The organism is uncultured Thiothrix sp., from assembly GCF_937876535.1.
Taxonomy (GTDB): Bacteria; Pseudomonadota; Gammaproteobacteria; order Thiotrichales; family Thiotrichaceae; genus Thiolinea.
In genome coordinates this window covers 76,086-94,096 of sequence record NZ_CALFHZ010000019.1, presented here as the reverse complement: position 1 = coordinate 94,096, position 18,011 = coordinate 76,086, and the positions used below count along the sequence as shown (strand labels likewise).

The 18,011-nt window shown below is 45.4% G+C and carries 18 protein-coding genes; 14 read left to right on the top strand and 4 right to left on the bottom strand.

Going from position 1 to position 18,011, the window contains the following annotated elements:
* Positions 1–447: 447 nt before the first annotated feature.
* The 9 genes from Q0230_RS11005 to Q0230_RS10965 all read left to right on the top strand — a co-directional run bounded on the left by Q0230_RS11005 (position 448) and on the right by Q0230_RS10965 (position 7,462).
* Positions 448–816: an ATP synthase subunit I gene (locus tag Q0230_RS11005; RefSeq protein ID WP_367274136.1), complete on the top strand. Its 369-nt coding sequence runs from the start codon at positions 448–450 to the stop codon at positions 814–816.
* 42 nt (positions 817–858) lie between these two features.
* The gene (atpB, locus tag Q0230_RS11000; protein WP_298610077.1) at positions 859–1,716 is read left to right on the top strand and encodes a F0F1 ATP synthase subunit A; all 858 of its coding nucleotides are present in this window, start codon (positions 859–861) and stop codon (positions 1,714–1,716) included.
* A 74-nt stretch (positions 1,717–1,790) separates the two neighbouring features.
* Positions 1,791–2,078 (top strand): F0F1 ATP synthase subunit C, encoded by a 288-nt coding sequence (gene atpE, locus Q0230_RS10995; RefSeq protein ID WP_298610076.1) that lies wholly within the window; start codon positions 1,791–1,793, stop codon positions 2,076–2,078.
* Positions 2,079–2,146: 68 nt separating this feature from the next.
* Entirely contained in the window at positions 2,147–2,617 is a 471-nt protein-coding gene (locus Q0230_RS10990) for a F0F1 ATP synthase subunit B (RefSeq protein ID WP_298610074.1), read from the top strand.
* An 11-nt stretch (positions 2,618–2,628) separates the two neighbouring features.
* Entirely contained in the window at positions 2,629–3,165 is a 537-nt protein-coding gene (locus tag Q0230_RS10985) for a F0F1 ATP synthase subunit delta (protein ID WP_298610073.1), read from the top strand.
* A 27-nt stretch (positions 3,166–3,192) separates the two neighbouring features.
* Entirely contained in the window at positions 3,193–4,734 is a 1,542-nt protein-coding gene (gene atpA, locus Q0230_RS10980; protein ID WP_298610072.1) for a F0F1 ATP synthase subunit alpha, read from the top strand.
* A 15-nt stretch (positions 4,735–4,749) separates the two neighbouring features.
* The gene (gene atpG / locus Q0230_RS10975) at positions 4,750–5,607 is read left to right on the top strand and encodes a F0F1 ATP synthase subunit gamma (RefSeq protein ID WP_298610071.1); all 858 of its coding nucleotides are present in this window, start codon (positions 4,750–4,752) and stop codon (positions 5,605–5,607) included.
* Between the two features lie 40 nt (positions 5,608–5,647).
* The gene (gene atpD / locus Q0230_RS10970) at positions 5,648–7,024 is read left to right on the top strand and encodes a F0F1 ATP synthase subunit beta (RefSeq protein ID WP_298610070.1); all 1,377 of its coding nucleotides are present in this window, start codon (positions 5,648–5,650) and stop codon (positions 7,022–7,024) included.
* Between the two features lie 12 nt (positions 7,025–7,036).
* Positions 7,037–7,462, top strand: a complete 426-nt coding sequence (locus Q0230_RS10965) for a F0F1 ATP synthase subunit epsilon (RefSeq protein WP_298610069.1) — start codon at positions 7,037–7,039, stop codon at positions 7,460–7,462.
* A 67-nt stretch (positions 7,463–7,529) separates the two neighbouring features.
* Here the strand turns inward: Q0230_RS10965 and Q0230_RS10960 are convergent, their stop codons facing one another.
* Both Q0230_RS10960 and Q0230_RS10955 read right to left on the bottom strand, forming a co-directional pair.
* On the bottom strand, positions 7,530–8,099 hold the full coding sequence (locus Q0230_RS10960) for a Uma2 family endonuclease (protein ID WP_298610068.1): 570 nt from the start codon (positions 8,097–8,099) through the stop codon (positions 7,530–7,532).
* Positions 8,100–8,235: 136 nt separating this feature from the next.
* Positions 8,236–10,128 (bottom strand): SUMF1/EgtB/PvdO family nonheme iron enzyme, encoded by a 1,893-nt coding sequence (locus tag Q0230_RS10955; protein ID WP_298610067.1) that lies wholly within the window; start codon positions 10,126–10,128, stop codon positions 8,236–8,238.
* A gap of 88 nt (positions 10,129–10,216) precedes the next feature.
* Here Q0230_RS10955 and yjgA point away from each other — a divergent pair, with 88 nt between their 5' ends.
* The 5 genes from yjgA (at position 10,217) to Q0230_RS10930 (ending at position 15,122) form a co-directional block, all read left to right on the top strand.
* Complete coding sequence (gene yjgA, locus Q0230_RS10950) at positions 10,217–10,729, top strand: ribosome biogenesis factor YjgA (protein ID WP_298610066.1); 513 nt, start codon at positions 10,217–10,219, stop codon at positions 10,727–10,729.
* Between the two features lie 202 nt (positions 10,730–10,931).
* Entirely contained in the window at positions 10,932–12,212 is a 1,281-nt protein-coding gene (locus tag Q0230_RS10945) for an ABC transporter substrate-binding protein (protein ID WP_298610065.1), read from the top strand.
* 106 nt (positions 12,213–12,318) lie between these two features.
* Complete coding sequence (locus Q0230_RS10940; RefSeq protein WP_298610064.1) at positions 12,319–13,281, top strand: carbohydrate ABC transporter permease; 963 nt, start codon at positions 12,319–12,321, stop codon at positions 13,279–13,281.
* A complete protein-coding gene (locus Q0230_RS10935) occupies positions 13,278–14,102 on the top strand; it encodes a carbohydrate ABC transporter permease (protein ID WP_298610063.1) in 825 nt (274 codons plus the stop codon). Before Q0230_RS10940 ends, Q0230_RS10935 begins: the two co-directional genes overlap by 4 nt.
* Positions 14,103–14,114: 12 nt before the next feature.
* Positions 14,115–15,122, top strand: coding sequence for an ABC transporter ATP-binding protein (locus tag Q0230_RS10930; protein ID WP_298610062.1), 1,008 nt, complete (start codon positions 14,115–14,117; stop codon positions 15,120–15,122).
* 21 nt (positions 15,123–15,143) lie between these two features.
* Here the strand turns inward: Q0230_RS10930 and Q0230_RS10925 are convergent, their stop codons facing one another.
* Positions 15,144–16,748, bottom strand: coding sequence for an alpha-amylase family glycosyl hydrolase (locus tag Q0230_RS10925; RefSeq protein ID WP_298610061.1), 1,605 nt, complete (start codon positions 16,746–16,748; stop codon positions 15,144–15,146).
* 130 nt (positions 16,749–16,878) lie between these two features.
* Positions 16,879–17,904 carry a LacI family DNA-binding transcriptional regulator gene (locus Q0230_RS10920; protein ID WP_298610060.1) on the bottom strand — a complete coding sequence of 342 codons (1,026 nt, stop codon included), beginning with the start codon at positions 17,902–17,904 and terminating at the stop codon, positions 16,879–16,881.
* Positions 17,905–18,011: the final 107 nt, after the last annotated feature.

Genomic DNA, 18,011 nt, shown 5'->3' with positions numbered 1-18,011 from the left:
ACTTTTCTAGGAAGCAGCTTTAAGCATTGATTTTCTTAATTGTCGACAGTTGAACAATTGAAGGGCAGACAGTGCTCTAGAAGAAGCTTATAAAGAGTGCAAGTGAAAATACGGTGTAAGTCTAAATATTAGGGCAACTTCGCTGTTTCTTCAGAAAGAATATCGTCAATTTAACGCTAACTGCGCGAATTTCTTAGAAAAATCTAGTTAAAGTCACACTTCAGATTTTGTTCAGATAATTTAGTTTTAAGTTGCTGATAACCATTGCAGCTTTTGTAAATTAGTGGATAATGTCGACATAATTTTTGTAGGCAGCTTCGGTAAGCTACACCCATGGAGTGGTGGGCGTGTCACGGGTTTTGCGACCTAGAGTTGACCGTATATTAGTATGTATTTATACTCCCGCCGGGATTTGGAAATCAAGGGGATAGATTCCCCCCTCCAGAGATGCAGATGCGCAACATACTGACCATACAATTCGTCCTGATAGTAGTGTGTGCTGCTATTGCTTTCTACCTACAGGGCGAACGTGCTGTACTGCCTGCACTATATGGCGGCGCAATTGCTCTTGCTAATACATTTTTATTGTCTCGGCGCATGGGTAAAGTAGGAGGAGACGCCAACTTTGACCCAAAACGTAGCATGATGTTGCTATACCTAAGTGCGGTCGGACGCTTCGTTTTCGTTCTAGTTGCTTTAGTAATCGGCTTAGGTCTCTTAAAATTGACCCCGATTCCACTAATAGGTTCCTTTATTGTGACGCAACTAGGCTATGCCTTTGCACTGGGTCCTAACCGTAAGGCGGAGCAGTCATGAGGTTGGAAAAAAGTTTATTAACTTTGGTCGTGGGGTAAAAGTGTGAGCGAAAGTGCGCAAGCAGCCGATCCCGTCGCGTATATTCAGCACCATTTGACAAACTGGAGTACTAGCCAGCCAAAGTCTATTGCAGACTTTAATGTGCTACATCTAGATGTCATTATCTTCAGTGTGCTGCTCGGCGGGTTATTGATCTATATCGCTAAAAAAATTGGCGAAAATCTGAGTTTGGAAAATCCAGGTAAACTCCAAAGTGTTGCTGAAATGACAGTGGAGTTTGTGAACGACCAAATTAAAAACGTTTTCCCACACCCGGATAAATTGATTGGGCCTTTGGCTTTAACAGTATTCACGTGGGTCTTAGCGATGAATGCGATGGACTTGCTACCCGTTGATCTTTTACCTTCTTTATGGACAGGTATTTTAGGTATCTTTGGGGCTGATCCTCATCATGTCTATTTGAAAGTAGTACCGACCACGAATCTGGATACGACGTTAGGTTTAGCGTTATGTGTATTCGTCTTGATCCTTGCCTATAACTTCAAAAGCAAAGGGCCAATTGGCTACTTAAAATTATTCTTATTCCACCCATTTGGAAAATACTTTATCCCGGTCAATATCGTAATGACCACTATTGAAGAGCTAGCTAAGCCCTTAAGCCTTGGTCTACGGTTATTCGGTAACTTATTCGCGGGTGAGTTGGTATTCCTGTTAATCGCATTATTAACCTTAGGCGCAGGTTTCAGTTTTGGCTTGTTCATTTGGTTCCCAATGCAAGTTCTGTTGGATTTAGCTTGGTTGTTATTCCACTTATTAGTAATTACGTTGCAAGCATTCATTTTTATGGTGCTGACCATCGTTTACTTAGGGATGGCGGATGCTACAGCGGATGATCATTGATCGTCCTGCTTTTGGTGGTTTGTAGGTTTTTCGATTTTTAATTTAACTTTTGGTAATTTTTAGGAGACTGGAAAATGAATGCTGAACTGATTGCAATGATCTATGCATACACCGCAGTAGGTGTTGGCGTGATCCTCGCTGCGGCAGGTTTAGGCTCTGCGATTGGTTGGGGTTTGATTTGCGCGAAAACATTGGAAGGTATCGCACGTCAACCTGAACTACGCCCACAATTAATGACTAATATGTTCATTTTCGCTGGTCTGATGGAATCATTCCCGTTCATTATCTTAGCGTTCGCTATGTGGTTCTTGTTCGCAAACCCATTCGTTGGTGCTGCTGCTTCTGCTATCGGTGCTGCGTAAGCAAGTGATAGTGTGTTGAAACCTCGTGAAAGCGATGGTTTTTAATTTAAAAGCAGGAGATAGGTAACGTGAACATTACTCTAACATTGATTGCTCAGGTCTTGGCGTTCTCGATCATGATCTGGTTAGTCAATAAGTATATGTGGGGGCCTCTAAATGATGTCCTAGATAAGCGTCGCCAGAAAGTTGCTGAAGGTCTTGCCGCTGCTGAGAAAGGTCAGCAAGAGCAAGAAGCTGCTCGTCAGAAAATTGATGATGAGCTTAAGCAAGCGAAGGTGGAGGCTGCCGAAATTATTTCCCAAGCGCAAAAGCGTGCTGGCGAAATCGTTGATGAGTCTAAAAATGCCGCTGTTGAAGAAGCAAATCGTGTAAAAGCAGCTGCTCAAGCTGAAATCGAGCAAGAAGTATCTCGTGCTCGTGAAGGCTTACGTCAACAGGTTTCGTCACTGGCAGTTGCTGGTGCTGAGAAAATTCTAGGTAAAGAAATCAATGCTAAAGCCCATGCTAAAGCATTGGATGAGCTGACCGCGCAAATTTAAGGTGGTGAACCATGTCTGAATTGACAACCGCTGCCCGTCCTTATGCCAAAGCGGTATTTGAGATGGCGCAGGAAGCTGGTGCGTTGCCGCAGTGGTCGGCACAACTAGCCGCCATGTCTGCGGTAGTCGCGGCAGAAGGTTCAGCTTCCTTGCTGAGTCATCCTCGTATGACCAAAGAGCAAAAGGCTCAGGCCTTTGCAGATGTCGCAGGTTCTGCGATTGATGCTCAAGGCCAGAATTTGCTCAAGGTATTAGCAGATAACGATCGTTTCGTTCTGTTGCCTGAAATTGCTACTCTCTTTGAACAATTCAAAGCAGAAGCAGAAGGTGCAGTCGATGCGGAAATTATTTCTGCAATGGAAATGACTGATGACCAGCAGCAAGCTATTGCTGCGGCGCTCCAGAAACGCTTAGGACGTGAAGTTAAGTTGACGACCAAAATTGACCCATCTTTAATGGGCGGTGCGATTATTCGTGCTGGTGATTTGGTCATTGACGGCTCTATCCAAAGCAGGCTGAAAGATATGAAGGCGGCTTTGGCGCGCTAAGCCAAGCCGATAACTGAGGAATAGCACATGCAACTTAACCCAACTGAAATCAGTGAGCTGATTAAGAAGCGTATCAGCAGCTTCGAAGCGAGCGCTGAAGCACGTACTGAGGGTACTGTTGTCTCTGTAACAGACGGTATTGTGCGCCTGCATGGTTTAGGCGACGTAATGTCTGGTGAGATGATCGAGTTCTCTAATGGCTCCTTTGGTCTTGCGCTGAACTTAGAGCGTGATTCTGTCGGTGCGGTCGTCTTAGGTGACTATAAAGGCATCACCGAGGGCGATACTGTAAAATGTACTGGTCGTATTTTGGAAGTTCCAGTCGGACGTGGCCTATTAGGTCGTGTTGTTGACTCTCTGGGTAATCCAATTGACGGTAAAGGTCCTGTTGAACATGATGGTTTCTCACCTGTTGAGCAAATTGCTCCTGGTGTTATCGACCGTAAATCAGTTGACCAACCACTCCAAACAGGTATCAAAGCCTTAGACGCGATGGTTCCAGTTGGCCGTGGTCAGCGCGAATTGATCATCGGTGACCGTCAAACCGGTAAAACAGCAGTGGCGGTTGATACCATCATCAACCAAAAAGGCAAAGACGTAAAATGTATCTATGTCGCGATTGGCCAAAAGGCTTCTACTATCGCTAACGTAGTTCGTAAGTTAGAAGAGCACGGTGCGATGGAATATACCACCGTCGTAGCGGCGGCTGCATCTGACCCTGCGTCTATGCAATACCTTGCTCCTTACTCTGGTTGCTCAATGGGCGAATACTTCCGTGATCGTGGTGAAGATGCACTGATCGTATACGATGACTTAACCAAGCAAGCTTGGGCTTATCGTCAAGTATCACTGTTACTGCGTCGTCCACCAGGCCGTGAAGCTTATCCTGGTGACGTGTTCTATCTGCACTCACGCTTATTGGAACGTGCCTCTCGCGTTAACGCTGCTTACGTTGAAGAGTACACCAAAGGTGCGGTGGTTGGTAAAACAGGTTCTTTGACTGCATTACCAATCATCGAGACTCAAGCAGGTGACGTTTCTGCGTTTGTTCCGACTAACGTAATTTCGATCACTGACGGTCAAATCTTCTTAGAAACCGACCTTTTCAACTCTGGTATCCGCCCTGCGATTAATGCGGGTCTGTCGGTATCACGGGTGGGTGGTTCGGCACAAACTAAGATCATCAAAAAGCTCGGTGGTGGGGTGCGTCTTGACCTCGCTCAATATCGTGAATTGGCTGCGTTCTCGCAGTTCGCTTCTGATCTTGATGAAGGTACACGTAAGCAATTAGCACGTGGTCAACGTGTTACTGAACTGATGAAACAACCTCAGTTTGCTCCCTTGTCAGTAGCTGAAATGGCGTTTTCATTATTCGCAGCCAATGAAGGCTTCTTGGATGATGTTGATGCAAAGAAAGTTGTTGATTTTGAAGCAGCACTGTTGAGTTACCTGCGTTCTTCCCAGAAAGAGCTTCTGGACAAGATCAATGAAAAAGGTGACTACAACGATGAAATCGCGGGTGCGATGCGTAAGGCTCTTGAAACATTCAAGTCTACTAACACTTGGTAATGGGAGGTAAGTCCCATGGCAGGTGCTAAAGAGATACGCACACAGATCAAGAGTATTCAAAATACTCGGAAGATCACCAAAGCGATGGAAATGGTTGCTGCATCCAAAATGCGTCGTGCACAAGACCGCATGAATGCTAGCCGTCCGTATGCTCAAAAGATGCGTGCTGTAGTTGGGCACGTCGCGAATGGGCATTTGGAGTATAAGCATCCGTATACAATTGAACGTACAACAGTGAAACGAGTTGGCTATATCATCATCTCTACAGACCGTGGTTTGTGTGGTGGTTTAAATGTCAACCTGTTCAAGACTGCTCTGCAAGATATTGCCAAGTGGAAAGCACAAGGGGTCGAGGTTGAGATCGCTGTGTTTGGTAATAAAGCAGCGAATACGTTCCGTCGTTATGGTATTGCTGCCCAGAAAACTCATATGGGTGATGCTCCGAAAATCGCGGATATGGTAGGTACGATTAAGGTTATGCTCGATGCTTATGCCGACGGCAAGATTGATCGTCTGTTTATGGTGGAAAATGAATTCGTCAATAGTATGACGCAGCGACCACAGGTGACTCAGCTCATCCCAATCGCTCCGATTAAAGACGAAGGCTTAAACCACTATTGGGACTATATCTATGAGCCTGAGTCAAAAGGAGTCATTGACGCCTTGATGCAACGCTATATTGAATCCTTGGTTTATCAAGCTGTAGTTGAAAATGTGGGCTGTGAAATGGCCGCACGGATGGTGGCGATGAAGAGCGCCTCTGACAACGCAGGTAAGATGATCAATGATTTGAAATTGGTGTACAACAAAGCACGTCAAGCTGCGATTACGCAGGAGATTTCTGAGATTGTCGGTGGTGCAGCGGCTGTCTAATGCTGTTTACAGAATTATCATTTTTTAAGAGGTACTATCAATGAGTACTGGAAGTATCGTTGAAGTTATCGGCGCGGTCGTCGACGTGGAGTTTCCACGTAACGCTGTGCCAGCTGTTTACGATGCGTTGACAGTTGCCGATCAGGGCTTGACTCTGGAAGTCCAACAACAGTTGGGTGATGGCATTGTGCGCACGATCGCGATGGGTGCTTCTGATGGCATCAAGCGTGGTATGAAAGTTGAAAATACAGGTGCTCCTATCTCTGTACCAGTGGGTCACGGTACTTTAGGTCGCGTGATGGATGTTTTAGGTCGCCCGATTGATAAAATGGGTGATGTAACGCACGATCAAAAATGGCCAATCCACCGTGCGCCTCCAGCGTATGCAGATCAAGCAGGTGGTATTGATATCCTTGAAACCGGTATCAAAGTTATCGACTTGATCATGCCAATCGCGAAAGGTGGTAAAATCGGTCTGTTCGGTGGTGCGGGTGTTGGTAAAACCGTTACTCTGATGGAACTGATCAACAACATCGCTAAGCAACACTCTGGTTTGTCAGTATTCGCAGGGGTCGGTGAGCGTACTCGTGAAGGGAACGACTTCTACCACGAAATGACTGAAGGCGGCGTTATCGATAAAGTAGCGTTGGTCTATGGTCAGATGAATGAACCACCAGGCAACCGTCTACGTGTAGCCTTAACCGGTTTGACCATGGCGGAGTATTTCCGTGACGAAGGCCGTGACGTTCTGATGTTCGTTGATAACATCTATCGTTACACCTTAGCAGGTACTGAAGTATCAGCGCTGTTAGGTCGTATGCCTTCTGCGGTAGGTTATCAGCCAACACTGGCGGAAGAAATGGGCGTTCTGCAAGAACGTATTACTTCTACTAAGAATGGTTCGATCACTTCCTTCCAAGCGGTTTATGTGCCTGCGGACGACTTAACTGACCCGTCTCCAGCTACTACATTCGCTCACTTGGATGCGACACTCGTATTGTCTCGTAACATCGCTGAATTGGGTATTTATCCAGCGGTAGATCCTTTGGACTCTACTTCACGGATGTTAGACCCCTTAGTCGTTGGTAAAGAGCACTATGATACTGCGCGTGGTGTTCAAGGTATCCTGCAACGTTATAAAGAACTGAAAGACATCATCGCCATTCTGGGTATGGATGAATTGTCTGAAGATGATAAGAAAGTGGTTGGCCGCGCGCGTCGTATTCAACGTTTCTTGTCACAACCGTTCTTCGTGGCTGAAGTGTTTACAGGTTCTCCAGGTAAATACGTTACTCTGAAAGAAACCTTAGCAAGCTTCAAAGGTATCCTGAACGGTGAGTATGATCACTTACCAGAAAATGCCTTCTACATGGTTGGTGCGATTGAAGAAGCGGTCGAGAAGGCCAAAAAGCTCTAATAGGAGGGCGTGATGGCATCGACAATTCAATTAGAAGTGGTAACTGCTGAGCAAAAGCTTTTCTCTGGTTTAGTGGAGAAAGTAGTTGCTCCGGGTGCGATGGGTGACTTAGGGATTTATCCTAAGCACACTCAATTGATTTCGCGCCTACGTGCAGGGGAACTGAAGTACACAACTGCTGAAGGTACGACATCTTTGTTCGTTTCAGGTGGTGTATTAGAAGTTCAACCAACTTTAGTGACTGTACTGGCTGACACAGGTATGCGCGCGGAAGATTTGGATGAGAAAGCAGCGCAGGATGCTATGAAAGTGGCACATGATGCCCTTCAGGGCAAAGATCCTGCTGACCTTGATTACGAAGCGATTCAAGCTGAGTTAGAGGCTGCTAAAGCACAGATCGAAATGCTGCATCGGATTGGTAAAGCACGCGGTCATTAAGTGTCGGTTTAACCCGTTACAAGCAAAAGGCTCCCATGTGGAGCCTTTTACTTGATTTGTTAGCTAACTAGCTCAATACCTTTTCATAAACTGCCTTCACTCCTAACTCACAACCAATGGCTTCTAGTTGCAGAGTTTGCTCCAACTCGGTCGCTTCGGATAACAGCCATTGGCCTTGTGCATTGCGGGTATAACGTTCGATGCTGACACGATCTTGTGCCACAAGAATATATTCGCGCAAGGATTCCAAACGACGGTAATGCGCAAATTTCGCTCCTCTGTCATAACCTTCGGTAGTGGGTGACAAAACTTCAATAATCAAGATAGGATTGGTGAGCGTGTCGCTAGTCTCATCTTCAAACTGCATTGCACCACACACCACACTCAGGTCTGGATAGAAGTAAGCTTCATTGATACGAGTACGCACGCGCATATCCGCCACAAATGCTGAACAGGGTCGCTGGCGTAATTGAGCATGTAATAGACCGGCTAAATTGAATACCAATTGATTGTGTTCACGACTTGCCCCCGCCATTGAATAGATTTGTCCTTGAATATACTCATGGCGCTCAGAGCTGTGCCGTTCTTGCTGAAGGTATTCGCTGGGTGTAAATGAAGCGCGTTGTGCTAATGCCATGATGGAATCGTTGCGAAGTTGCGATAGTTTGCAGTATAGCACGAAAGCAGATGGGGTTTAGTTTAGCCACTTCTCGCATCACGATTCCCTCTTCAGTCACTGTCATTGCAAAGGTTCAAAGTGCAAAGGTAAAAGACTAATAAGTCCCGGAAATCCGAAAACCAATATCGTTGTCACGACCAGCCGGTAAGTTCCTGAAACGGATAGCCGAACGCGCGAACTGAGGATCGTTGAACCACGAGCCGCCACGCATCACACGTTTTTCACAATTGTTTTCTTGCCAAGCGCTAGCATCTTTAGGTGCTTTATCATAGCTAGCATGATAACAGTCCTGAGTCCATTCCCAGACATTCCCGTGCATATCTTTTAAACCATACCCATTTGAATCAAATTGACCTGTGGGTGCGGTATAAACATAACCATCATCACAATTTGCTAATGTCCACAACCAATTAGGATAATGTTTTTTCAAGACCTGATCTGCCAAGTTTGCTCTTTGGCAGGCTAATTGACCACTACCATCTTGCCCCCACGGATAAGCATTTTTTTGATTACCTCCGCGTGCGGCATATTCCCATTCGGCTTCACTCGGTAGCTGATAGTTTTTTCCCGTATCCACTTGATTCAACCACTGCACATAAGCTTGCGCATCCTCCCAACTCACGCAGACCACGGGATGATCGTCGGTTTGCTCAAAACCCACCTTTTGCCAATGATTACCCTTCACATAGTCCCAGTCACCTTTGCCCGTCTTATCTCCCCAACACGAACCTTGTTCTTCTGCCGTAGTTTTATAGCCAGTTGCATCCAAAAAAGCACGAAACTGCCCACGGGTGATTTCAGTACGACTCAAGGCAAAGTCACTCACTGTTACTGAATGCGGTGGCTTTTCATCATCCTGACAACCTCCTTCCACATCATCACGCCCATCTTTGCAACCCATAGTAAATGTGCCACCCTTGATCGGGAGCATTTCGGGCAAGGGAATAGTGGGTTTTGCAGGTTCACCGCTGGGTACTGTTGAGTCTGGCAGGGTAGGTACGACCACCTCGGGTTTTTTCCCTTGCATCACCCAAACCAACACCAAAGCACTTACTCCCACTCCACCCAAGAGCCATTTAGCCTTGCTCCCAGAACCACCATTATTTTTATTAAGTTCACGCGCTTCCCGCACCAATCGCTCTGTTTCAGCTTTAGCAGCAGCGGCTTGTTCACGTTTAAGCTGCTCCGCTTGTGCACGTTCAGCGGCTTCGGCTTGTTGACGGGCAAGGCGTTCGCGTTCGGCTTGTGCTTCGCGCTGGCGTTGTAGTTCAGCTTGACGTGCCTGTTCAGCGGCTGCGCGCCCAGCTTGTTGCTGCGCTAAACGGCGTTCCTCCGCTTCTTGTTGTAAGCGCGTTTGTTCAGCCTGTTGTTTAGCTGCCGCTTCGCGCTCGGCTTGCTCTTGAGCTAAACGCTGTTGCTCGGCTTGCTGCTTGGCAGCTTCGGCTTGTTTGGATGCTTGTAAGCGCTGATAAACCTTGAATGCAATCTCCGCAAACGCTACTTCTGACTCATGCGAGCCCAAGGCATATTGCGACAAAGGCCGATTATCTTTGGTTGCCCCCTGTATAGCCTCTAACCACGGTACGGCCTGCCATAAACAAGGCTTTACCATGACAGGTATGATTTGTAAGCCCTCCGCTTCGCGCCGCTGTAAGAACCGAGGAATCTCTTTGCGCTTAATAAACTCAGACGTTAAAAAATCACTACTCACCAATAACAGAGCCACACGCGCTTTTTCTAGTGCCGTTTCAATCGCAGGTAACCAATTACTACCCATTTCAATCTGCCGATCATCCCAAATGGCAAATTCACCGTGCAACTCCAATACCTTCAAATGACGCTCCAAGGCATCTTTCCAAGGCTCGTCTTTATGGCTGTAGCTAATAAAAATATCAGTCATGAGTGATAATTGGGGTAAAAAGACAGACAAATGGAATAATAACCAATTTCCTAAGGAAAGGCTGGATAAATGAGGGAAATAGCCCATCAGACGGCATACTCTTTGCTAAGAGTCTTTTTGTTTTTTTACCGAAAATTGCTTAGCATAGCTAGCATTCCATACAGGTAGCATGCACATGGCCGGTTATTACCACCCCATTGATGAAGATGATGATTACGTCAGTCGTAGCCACGATAAACGTGAAGCAGAAGCAGCCCAAGATCTTGGTGAAAAACTGATTGAGTTACGTCCTGAGCAGCTCAAGCAGCTCGATATACCAGAGCGTTTAGTGGATGCTGTCTTAGAGGCTAAGCGCTTAAATAATCACGGTGCTTTGCGTCGGCAGAAGCAATACATCGGCAAGTTGATGCGCCAGGTGGAGCTTGAGCCAATTCAAGCTAAATTTGCTGAGTGGGAATTCAGTAGTAAAGCACAGTTAGCAATTTTTCATCGCTTGGAGCGTTGGCGGGATCAATTACTGGTAGATGATTCAGTCTTAGAAGAGTTGCTTGAAGCTTATCCATCCCTAGATAGGCAACATATCCGTGGCTTAGTTCGCAATGCCCGTAAAGAGCAAGCAGCCAGCAAACCACCGAAAAGTAGTCGCGAGTTATTTCAGTATCTACGCAGCTTGGCGGAAGCGCAGTAGCTCTACCTACTGCTATGCCTAATCGTAACTTGGTAGTTTCTAACCTAGTCTCTTTGTATTAACCTGTAACAAGCAATTGCTTTTCTGTTGGGACAGGTGTATTTTTGTAAAAATTCAAAGCGCTTTGGATAATTTTGATGGATACTAAAGCGCCCAGTTAGCTAGTTTTTATGTGTTGTTGATCTCTTGGAGGAGATAGATCATGACTTTAATGCGCAATCCTATTAAGAAAGCCATTTTATTATCGGTAATGGCTGCTTCGATGACTTCAATTTCTGCGTATGCAGTTGAAGTTAATTTCGTTTCTGGTGCGGTCGGTAAAGACATTGAGGTCTTTAAAGAGCTTGTCAAACCTTGGGAAAAAGAAACAGGTAATACAGTCAAAGTTGTACCGATGCCATCATCCACCACCGATCAATTCGCTCAATATCGTTTGTGGTTATCTGCTGGCAATGCAGATGTTGATGTGTATCAAACCGATGTTATTTGGGCACCACAGTTAGCTGATAACTTCGTCGATTTGACTGAAGCTGCCAAGGATGTCATTAAAGACCATTTCCCTTCCATTGTTGAGTCTCAAACCGTTAACGGTAAATTGGTAGCGATGCCTTTATTTACCGACGCACCAGCTCTTTACTATCGCAAAGATTTGCTGGAAAAGCATAAGCTCAGTGTACCCAAAACTTGGGAAGAGTTAACCGAAACGGCTAAAAAAGTCCAAGATGCTGAGCGTGCTGAGGGCAGCAAAGATCTTTGGGGCTTTGTATGGCAAGGTAATGCCTATGAAGGTTTAACCTGTAATGCTTTAGAGTGGGTGAAGTCGTTCGGTGGCGGCCAAATCGTTGAGCCAGATGGTAAAATTTCTATTAATAATCCGAAGGCTGTTGCGGCTTTAGATTTGGCTAAATCATGGGTGAATAATATTTCTCCTCCTGGCGTGCTGTCTTATGGTGAAGAGGAAGCCCGTGGTGTTTGGCAAACTGGTAATGCAGTCTTCATGCGTAACTGGCCTTATGCTTATGGTTTAGGTGAAGCAGCTGATAGTAAGGTTAAAGGTAAATTTGATGTCACCACTCTGCCTATGGGCGGCGGTAATGACAAATCAGCGGCGACTTTAGGTGGTTGGAACTTAGCGGTTTCCAAATATGCTAAGAATAAAGATGCAGCGATTGCTTTAGTCAAATTCTTGGCCTCCAAAGAAACCCAAAAGCAAAATGCTTTGATTGGTTCTAAATTGCCAACCATTATGTCTTTATATGACGATGCGGATATCAAAGAAAAGCAACCCATTATTCCTCGTTGGAAAGATGTGTTCTTACAAGCGGTTCCGCGTCCCTCTGCGCCTACCAAAGTTAAATATAACGAAGTATCTTCTAAATTTTGGTCTGCAGTGCATGAGACCTTGTCTGGTAAAGGAACTGCCGCTGAAAACCTCGAAGTATTGGAAGCCGATTTAACCGAATTACAAGGCAAAGGTTGGTAAGGTCTCCTCCAAACCCTGAAAGCCACTAAGCTTCAGGAGTTACGTCGGAAGGGTAACGGCCTTGGTTGTTACCCTTTTTAATAAGCACCACCCTAGGAGATACCTCATGAACCCCTCTCATGTCGTTTCATCTTCAGGTAAAGCAGAATTACAAGCACAGCGCATTCGCGCGGCCATGCTGTTTTTAATACCCATGATTGCCGCCTTAGTTCTTGTTGCTGCTTACCCCTTATTTCGCTCCATTTATTTTAGTTTTACTGATACCTCTTTGAGTAACCTGTACGGTGGTCAATGGATCGGTTTTGATAATTATTTAAGCTGGCGCACTTTGCCCTCCGGCAAAACTATTTTTCGTGGAACTTTAGTCGATCCGGCTTGGTGGAATGCTGTTTGGAATACCGTGCGTTTCGCTTTTGTTTCAGTCACTTTAGAAGCCACTTTAGGCATGATCGTCGCGCTGGTGCTCAATGCTGAATTTAGAGGCCGCGGTTTAGTGCGTGCAGCCATCTTAATTCCTTGGGCTATTCCGACTATCGTTTCAGCCAAAATGTGGAGCTGGATGCTCAATGACCAGTTCGGCATTATCAATAATATCTTAATGAAATTAGGCATTATTTCGCAAAAGATTGCGTGGACTGCCAGTGTGGATACGGCGATGTTTGCGGTCTTGATTGTCGATATTTGGAAGACTACGCCCTTTATGGCTTTGTTGTGTTTAGCAGGGCTACAAATGGTGCCGAAAGATGTTTATGAGGCATCGAAGATTGATGGCATTCATCCCGTTAAAGTGTTCTTTAAGATTACCTTACCCTTGGTAAAACCTGCCTTGATGGTAGCGATTATCTTCCGGATGCTGGATGCCTTGCGTATTTTCGATTTGATCTACGTCTTAACTCCAAACTCCTCTACGACTAAAACGATGTCGATTATCAGTCGGGAAAATATGATTGAGTTTGATAAGTTTGCCTATGGTTCAGCGCAATCGACCTTGTTATTCACTTTCATTGCATTGTTTGTGATTCTCTATATCTGGCTGGGTAAGGTCGATTTAAGTGGAGATAACAAATGAAAATCCTACAGACTCTAGCGTTTTATTTGTTAGTTCTAGTGATCGTGGTGGTGTCAGTATTTCCGTTTTACTATGCGATTCTGACCAGCTTCAAAACAGGTACGTCCTTATTCGAGGTCGATTATTGGCCGACCTCTTTTAGCTTAAGTAACTACTATTCAGTGTTTCAACAGGGTGAGTTCTTACGCAATATTCTGAACTCAATCTTTGTTGCAACTATGACGGTAGCTTTAGCTTTACTGATGGCAGTAACTGCGTCTTATGCATTGGCGCGGGTACGCTTCCGTGGGCGTGGCTTATTGCTGATGACTATTTTAGCGGTATCCATGTTTCCACAGATTGCGGTTTTGTCTGGTTTGTTTGAGATGATTCGCTTTATCGGCATCTATAACACACCTTGGGCTTTGATCTTGTCCTATACCATTTTCACCTTGCCGTTCACCGTCTGGGTACTCACTACCTTTATGCGTGATTTGCCTGTTGAGATTGAAGAGGCAGCCATTGTCGATGGTGCAACGCCTTGGCAAATTATTACGAAAGTGTTCTTGCCGTTGATGTGGCCTGCTTTAGTCACGACAGGTTTATTGGCCTTCATTGGTGCATGGAATGAGTTTCTATTCGCTTTAACTTTCACCTCGTCCAATGAGACGCGCACTGTGCCGGTGGCAATCAGTTTGCTTTCAGGTGCAACTCAATATGAAACCCCTTGGGGCATTATTATGGCTGCGTCGGTATTGGTCACAGTGCCCATTATTATTCTGGTGTTGATTTTCCAACGTAAGATTGTGGCTGGTTTGACAGCTGGTGGCGTTAAAGGCTAAAGGAGTGTTGAGATGGCTCGTATTGAATTAAAAAATGTACGCAAGTCGTATGGCGCTATTGATGTCATCAAAGGTGTCAATCTGGATATTCGCAGTGGCGAATTTATGGTGTTTGTGGGTCCTTCTGGTTGCGGTAAATCGACTTTATTGCGCTTGATTTCTGGCTTAGAAGATATTACTTCAGGCGATATGCTATTTGATGGCGAACGTGTTAATCACCTAGCACCTTCCAAACGTGGCATTGCGATGGTGTTCCAGTCTTATGCGCTGTATCCACATATGAATGTCTATGACAATATGGCGTTTGGGATGAAGCTTGCGAATACTACACCAGATGATATTCGTGTACGTGTCGAGAAAGCCGCCAGAATGCTGCAAATTGCGCATTTATTGGATCGTTTACCTAAGCAATTATCGGGCGGTCAACGTCAGCGGGTGGCAATTGGACGCGCAATTGTACGTGATCCGCGGGTATTTTTGTTTGATGAACCTTTATCTAACTTGGATGCAGCCTTGCGGGTACAAACGCGCTTAGAGATCGCTAAGCTGCACCATGATATGAATAAAGCCACTATGATTTATGTGACCCATGATCAGGTCGAGGCAATGACTTTGGCGGATCGGATTTGCGTATTGCGTGATGGTTTAGTGGAGCAGGTGGGAACGCCCGCAGAATTATATGAAAGTCCTAATTCAGTCTTCGTTGCGGGGTTCATTGGCTCGCCAAAGATGAACTTCCTCACCGGCAAGTTGGCTGAGCAGTTCAATTGCACGACTTTGGGTATTCGTTCGGAGCATTTGAGTATCGATAACACCAATCCAGTCTGGCAAGGTGAAGTCGTGCACTATGAAAATCTAGGTTCGGATAACTATATTTTCGTAGATATTGGCAGCGAAGAACCAATGATTGTGCGCGAAGATGGCACAGTGACGATGGATATTGGCACTCGGGTCGGAATTCGTCCACAAGAGCATAATTTGCATCGCTTTGATGCCAACGGTAAGCCTATCAAGCGCTAAGCCTACCGTTTGGAGTAGCTGTTAGTTGCTAACAGCTACTTCACCTATCATGTTAAACAGCGCGACACCATTTCCTGCCAAATTCAATTCCCCATTCGCTAACTGTGCTGCTTCCACTAAGAATGCAGTCACATTCCCAGTAATTTTCACGGTTTGTGCGCTGGGTGATAAATTGAAAATACACAAGATCTGATCGCCTCGTTTAAAGGCTAGAATTGGCTCTTGGGTGTTGATGAATTGCGTAGCGCCCTGTTGTAAAGCTGTACTGGATTTACGCAAACGCAGCATCTGTTTATAAAAATTTAATACCGAATGTGGATTGTCCATTTGCTGTGCAGCACTGTGGGCAGCTTGCTCTGGCTTCACCGGCAACCACGGTTGTGCGCTACTAAAACCGGCATTAGGCTGAGTTGCATCCCAAGTCATTGGTGTGCGGCAACCGTCGCGACCTTTATTTTCCGGCCAGAAACGTAAACCTTGTGGGTCAGTCAGTTCGCTATATGCCAAATCGGTTTCGGTCTGTCCAAGCTCTTCCCCTTCATATATGCAGATCGAGCCTTGTAGTGATAGCAATAACGCCCCGGCTTGTTTAGCTAACGCTGCATTGCTTGCGCCGTATTGTTTCCAACGTGTGGCATGGCGCACGACATCGTGATTGGAAAATGCCCAGCATGGCCAACCATTGGGTGCACCTGTGTAAAATTCCTCAATTAAGCCACGGAAGTGAGTCGCACTAAAAGGATCTTCAAGCATGGCAAACGAGTAGCACATATGCAGACGTTTGCCTAAAGTATATTCACCCATCATGCGAATCGGATGATGATCTTCGCCCATTTCACCGACCGTCGTGCGTGCATCAAATTCATCGAGTAAAGCACGGATACGCTCGATAAAAGCTAAATTCTCCGGCTGATTCTTCGAGAAAATATGATATTGCATGGCATAGGGATTCCATGCCGGCTTTTCCTTACGCCGAAAGTCAGCAGGATCGTTCCGTAGTAATGCATCATGGAAATAGAAATTCACTGTATCTAAACGGAAGCCATCCACCCCACGCTCTAACCAGAAACGCATGGTCGAGAGTAACCAATCTTGTACCTCAGGATTGTGGAAATTGAAATCAGGCTGCTCAACCAAAAAGTTATGCAAATAATATTGATAACGCCGTGAATCCCACTGCCAAGCACTGCCACCAAAAACGGATAACCAATTATTGGGTGGTGAACCATCGTGTTGTGGATCAGCCCAGACATACCAATCAGCTTTTGGATTAGTGCGATTCTGACGGCTTTCTTTAAAGAAGGGATGTTCAGAACTAGAATGAGATATGACTTGGTCAATAATAACTTTTAAGCCCAACTCATGGGCACGCGCGATTAAGTTATCAAAATCGGCCAGCGTACCAAAGGTCGGATCAATATCTGTGTAATTGGATACGTCATAACCCATATCCAGCATGGGTGAGGTAAAAATCGGCGATAACCAAATGGCATCTACCCCTAAATCCGCGACATAGGGTAAGCGCTCGGTAATACCAGCTAAATCACCAATCCCATCGTGGTTGGAATCCTGAAACGAACGAGGATAAATCTGATAAGTAACAGCCCCACGCCACCATTCATTCATTACATACTCCTTGTTAGCTCACTTATTGTGGTACTTGCGGTTTCTAGTCTTTTTATAGTCACTTTAGTATAGCCAAAGCGCTTTGAATTTATTAGTGACAAACTGTACTAAAAGGTTAAATTTTTGTTAGCTAGTTTCTGCGAATCCGTGTTGAGCCACGGATAATGAGATCAACCTCCAGCAGTTGCTGCTGTTTAGCTGGTGCATTACCCCCTAGTTCAATTTCGTGATGCAGCATTTTGGTTATTTCATAGCCTGCTTTGCGAATGGAAGAACTAGTCGTGGTGAGTGGAGGATCAAATTTATCAGCTTGTAAATAGGGTAGATGATCATCATGGACAATAATCGCAACATTATAGCCTGGCTCTAAACCATGTTGGCGTAAAGCTCGCATCGCCCCTAAGGCAAAAATCATATTACTGATTAATAAGGCGCTTGGTCGAGGACGGTGCATCAATAATTGTGCCGCCGCATTAAAACCAGATTCTTCAGTGATCTCACCTTGTATACATAAACTCGGATCGTAAGTGATACCATATTGCTCAAGTGTAGATTTGTAGCCTAAATAACGATCATTAGCGTAATTTAAACTATGATCGCCATTGATGAAACCAATATGCTGATGACCCAATTCGATCAATAAGCGCGTGGCTCTAGCAAAAGAGCCTTGATTATCAATATCGCAATAAGAATAAGCTTGATCGCAGTGGGTACGCCCATGTACTACGAAAGGAAGATTAGAACCTACTAAGCTGGCTACTCGTGCATCATTGACTGCTGGGCTACTAATTAATAAACCATCGACGCGTCCGGACATTGCCAATTGTTCATACGCCTCGAGTTCTTGGCTGAAAGGGGTCGGGATGATCGTGATGTCCATATCCGCTTCCGCTAAAAACTGTGCCACCCCAGCTAAATACTCGCCAAATAAAGGCTCAACAAATAAATTCTTTTCAATCGGTAAGACAATCCCAATATGTTCAGTGCGTCCGGTTGCTAAGGATTTAGCGCTGGGATTAGGCCGGTAGTTCATTTCACGCGCCAGTTGCATCACACGTTGCCGAGTACGCTCACTCACTTCTGGGTAACCATTTAAAGCACGACTAACCGTTGTTTGTGATAAGCCAAGACGCTGTGATAGCTCTTTCAGACTCATAAGAGATTGGATCTTTACTAGGGCTGATAAAGCTTGATTCTAGCGAATAAGCAGGGGCTGGCATAGTAGGTTTACCTTAAGGTAAACATTTAATATTTCAAAGCGCT

Bases quoted from the DNA above. Each gene is read 5' to 3' on its own strand.
- Q0230_RS10960 (WP_298610068.1), bottom strand. From the start codon at position 8,099: ATGGCATTAGCACAACGCGCTTCATTTACACCCAGCGAATACCTTCAG.
- atpE (WP_298610076.1), top strand. From the start codon at position 1,791: ATGAATGCTGAACTGATTGCAATGATCTATGCATACACCGCAGTAGGT.
- Q0230_RS10920 (WP_298610060.1), bottom strand. From the start codon at position 17,904: ATGAGTCTGAAAGAGCTATCACAGCGTCTTGGCTTATCACAAACAACG.
- Q0230_RS10965 (WP_298610069.1), top strand. From the start codon at position 7,037: ATGGCATCGACAATTCAATTAGAAGTGGTAACTGCTGAGCAAAAGCTT.
- atpG (WP_298610071.1), top strand. From the start codon at position 4,750: ATGGCAGGTGCTAAAGAGATACGCACACAGATCAAGAGTATTCAAAAT.
- Q0230_RS10930 (WP_298610062.1), top strand. From the start codon at position 14,115: ATGGCTCGTATTGAATTAAAAAATGTACGCAAGTCGTATGGCGCTATT.
- atpD (WP_298610070.1), top strand. From the start codon at position 5,648: ATGAGTACTGGAAGTATCGTTGAAGTTATCGGCGCGGTCGTCGACGTG.
- Q0230_RS10945 (WP_298610065.1), top strand. From the start codon at position 10,932: ATGACTTTAATGCGCAATCCTATTAAGAAAGCCATTTTATTATCGGTA.
- Q0230_RS11005 (WP_367274136.1), top strand. From the start codon at position 448: ATGCAGATGCGCAACATACTGACCATACAATTCGTCCTGATAGTAGTG.
- Q0230_RS10940 (WP_298610064.1), top strand. From the start codon at position 12,319: ATGAACCCCTCTCATGTCGTTTCATCTTCAGGTAAAGCAGAATTACAA.
- atpA (WP_298610072.1), top strand. From the start codon at position 3,193: ATGCAACTTAACCCAACTGAAATCAGTGAGCTGATTAAGAAGCGTATC.
- Q0230_RS10935 (WP_298610063.1), top strand. From the start codon at position 13,278: ATGAAAATCCTACAGACTCTAGCGTTTTATTTGTTAGTTCTAGTGATC.
- Q0230_RS10985 (WP_298610073.1), top strand. From the start codon at position 2,629: ATGTCTGAATTGACAACCGCTGCCCGTCCTTATGCCAAAGCGGTATTT.
- Q0230_RS10925 (WP_298610061.1), bottom strand. From the start codon at position 16,748: ATGAATGAATGGTGGCGTGGGGCTGTTACTTATCAGATTTATCCTCGT.
- yjgA (WP_298610066.1), top strand. From the start codon at position 10,217: ATGGCCGGTTATTACCACCCCATTGATGAAGATGATGATTACGTCAGT.
- Q0230_RS10955 (WP_298610067.1), bottom strand. From the start codon at position 10,128: ATGGGCTATTTCCCTCATTTATCCAGCCTTTCCTTAGGAAATTGGTTA.